Origin of the sequence: Kitasatospora sp. NPDC059722 (assembly GCF_042733235.1) — a bacterium.
GTDB lineage: Bacteria > Actinomycetota > Actinomycetes > Streptomycetales > Streptomycetaceae > Kitasatospora.
Genome location: NZ_JBHWGD010000057.1, coordinates 54,875 through 57,062, shown reverse-complemented (window position 1 = coordinate 57,062; position 2,188 = coordinate 54,875). Strand labels below are relative to the sequence as shown.

The window sequence follows — 2,188 nt, the reverse complement described above, 5'->3', positions numbered from 1 at the left end:
CATCGAGGCCGGCCAACCGTTCGGGTGGCCGGCCTCGATGCCGGGCGCCGCCGTTTTCGGGGCGGCGGACCGGCCTTCGGAGGGGTTATTCGATTGACCGCCGGCTGCTTTCCGTCACAGTGACGCAATCCGTACATACCTTCGAAAGAAGGCAGCGGCCTTCCGCCGCACGGCCCGGTATGGTCTGGGGTAACCGCCGACGCGGGGTAACGACGTCCCCCCTCCGCGAGGAGTCCCCACGTGCTGATCACCCACGACACCGAGTGCGCGCTGAACACGCTCGTCGAGCTGCTCAACACCGCGCCCGAGGTCTGCGGCACCGAGCTGCTGCCGGACGTGGCCGCGCTCGACGCCTTCGTGGTCCACCAGGGGATCAGCGAGATCGACTCCCTCACCGAGGGCGACCTGCGCAGCGTGCAGGACCTGCGGTCGCGGCTGCGCGAGGTGTTCGGGACGGAGTCCACCGCGGCGGCGTCCGAGCTGGTCAACTCGATCGTCGCGGCCGCCGGCACGACGCCCCGGCTGACCAACCACGACCACCACGGGTGGCACATCCACTACTTCGCCCCGCACGCCGCGCTCGGCGACCTCTTGGCCGCCGAGCTGGGCATGGCGCTGGCGTTCATCTTCATGGCGGGCGAGAGCGAGCGGCTGCGCCGCTGCGAGGCGCCGGACTGCGCGCGCGTCTTCGTGGACCTCTCGCGCAACCGCTCCCGCCGCTACTGCGACAGCCGCACCTGCGGGAACCGGCTGCACGTCGCCGCCTACCGGGCGCGGCAGCGCTCGGCCGAGGCCGTGCCCTCCGCCTGAGGCCGCGGCCGCACGCCCCCGCGGTCGGTCAGATGCCGCGCTTGCGGAGGATCTCCTCGATGTCCGAGAAGTCGCCGAGGCCGTCGTCCTGCTTCTTCGCCGAGGCCTTCTTCGGCGCGGCTTTGGGCTGTGCCGCCTCGACCGCGGACCGCTCCGGCGTCCGGGCCGCCGCCGGGCGGGCCTCCGGCGCCTCGACCGCGCCGCGGCGGCTCACGAACCGCGTGGTGAGCAGCAGGGCGACGGAGATGCCGAGCAGCAGGATGCCGGTCCAGACGCGGGGGTCGAAGACCAGTTTGGTGGCCCACGTGCCGACCTCGTCGGCGATCGTGCGGGCGACCGGGAACAGGCCGGTCAGGTAGAGGCCCGCGGGCAGCAGGGCGACGGCGAACCAGCGGGTCGCGGAGAGGAAGCGGCGCCGGTAGGCGCGCAGGCCCGCGACGGCGACGCCGGCCGCCGTGAGTGCGAAGCTGACGGCCGCGCTCAGCACGGTGGCGTCCGGTCGGATCGGGTCGTCCTGGTCATGGGTGCCTCCTGTCGCCGGGCCCTCGGGCGCACCGCCGGGCGGCGCGGGGGCCCACTAGTGGAACACTGGGGGGATGATCGATGGTTCCCTTCCCCGTCTCGAGTTCTGGTGCGACCTCCAGTGCCCGGATTGCCGTACCGCCCTGGACGACGTACGGGCGCTTCGTGCCCAGTACGGTGACGCGCTGACGGTGGAGGTGAGGCACTTCCCGCTGGAGAAGCACAAGTACGCCTACGCGGCCGCCGAGGCGGCCGAGGAGGCCTTCGCGCAGGGGTTGGGGTGGCCGTTCGTGGAGGCGCTGCTGGCCCGCGTCGAGGAGCTGGACGCGAAGGGGCAGCAGGTGCTGCTGGACGTCGCGCGCGAGGTCGGGGTGGACGCCGACGAGGTCGACACGGCGCTGATCGACGGGCGGCACATGCTGACCGTGGACGCCGACCAGGCCGAGGGCAAGGCAATCGGGGTGGAGGGCACGCCGACGTACGTGATCGCGGGGAAGCGGCTGGACGGCGGGCAGAGCCAGGACGGCCTGCGCGAGCGGATCGTCGCCATCATCGAGGAGAAGAAAGCCTCCTGACGCATCGTCGGGTCACAGCGGCTTGCCGTAGAGGCGGTTGGTGACCCGGTAGCCGAGCGAGGCGTAGAGCCGGATGGCGACCTCGTTGACGGTGAAGACGTTCAGGCCGAGGGTGCGGACACCGGCGGCCAGGCACTCGCGTTCGGCGAGCAGCATCAGCGTCCGGCCGTGGGGGCCGCCCCCCGGGGGCGGGGGGGCCCCCCCCCCCCCCACCCACACGCGCGCGGCGCTTGGACGCGGGGGGTCGCGGGGGGGGTGGGCGCCACGCTGGGCACGACACA

4 protein-coding genes are annotated in these 2,188 nt (G+C 73.0%); 2 read left to right on the top strand and 2 right to left on the bottom strand.

Annotated features, from left to right (window positions below; all coding sequences use genetic code 11):
* The first annotated feature begins 240 nt into the window (after positions 1–240).
* Positions 241–810 (top strand): CGNR zinc finger domain-containing protein, encoded by a 570-nt coding sequence (locus ACFV4F_RS30000; RefSeq protein WP_380443645.1) that lies wholly within the window; start codon positions 241–243, stop codon positions 808–810.
* A gap of 28 nt (positions 811–838) precedes the next feature.
* Here the strand turns inward: ACFV4F_RS30000 and ACFV4F_RS29995 are convergent, their stop codons facing one another.
* A complete protein-coding gene (locus tag ACFV4F_RS29995) occupies positions 839–1,297 on the bottom strand; it encodes a hypothetical protein (protein WP_380507060.1) in 459 nt (152 codons plus the stop codon).
* Between the two features lie 109 nt (positions 1,298–1,406).
* On the opposite strand from ACFV4F_RS29995, the gene ACFV4F_RS29990 reads away from it, so the two are divergent.
* Positions 1,407–1,907, top strand: a complete 501-nt coding sequence (locus ACFV4F_RS29990; RefSeq protein ID WP_380443641.1) for a DsbA family protein — start codon at positions 1,407–1,409, stop codon at positions 1,905–1,907.
* A 12-nt stretch (positions 1,908–1,919) separates the two neighbouring features.
* Here the strand turns inward: ACFV4F_RS29990 and ACFV4F_RS29985 are convergent, their stop codons facing one another.
* Positions 1,920–2,063, bottom strand: a complete 144-nt coding sequence (locus tag ACFV4F_RS29985; RefSeq protein WP_380507057.1) for a hypothetical protein — start codon at positions 2,061–2,063, stop codon at positions 1,920–1,922.
* Positions 2,064–2,188 lie beyond the last annotated feature (125 nt).

What these genes read in the sequence shown, in the direction of transcription:
- ACFV4F_RS29990 (WP_380443641.1), top strand. Translation starts at nt 1,407, where the DNA reads ATGATCGATGGTTCCCTTCCCCGTCTCGAGTTCTGGTGCGACCTCCAG.
- ACFV4F_RS29985 (WP_380507057.1), bottom strand. Translation starts at nt 2,063, where the DNA reads ATGCTGCTCGCCGAACGCGAGTGCCTGGCCGCCGGTGTCCGCACCCTC.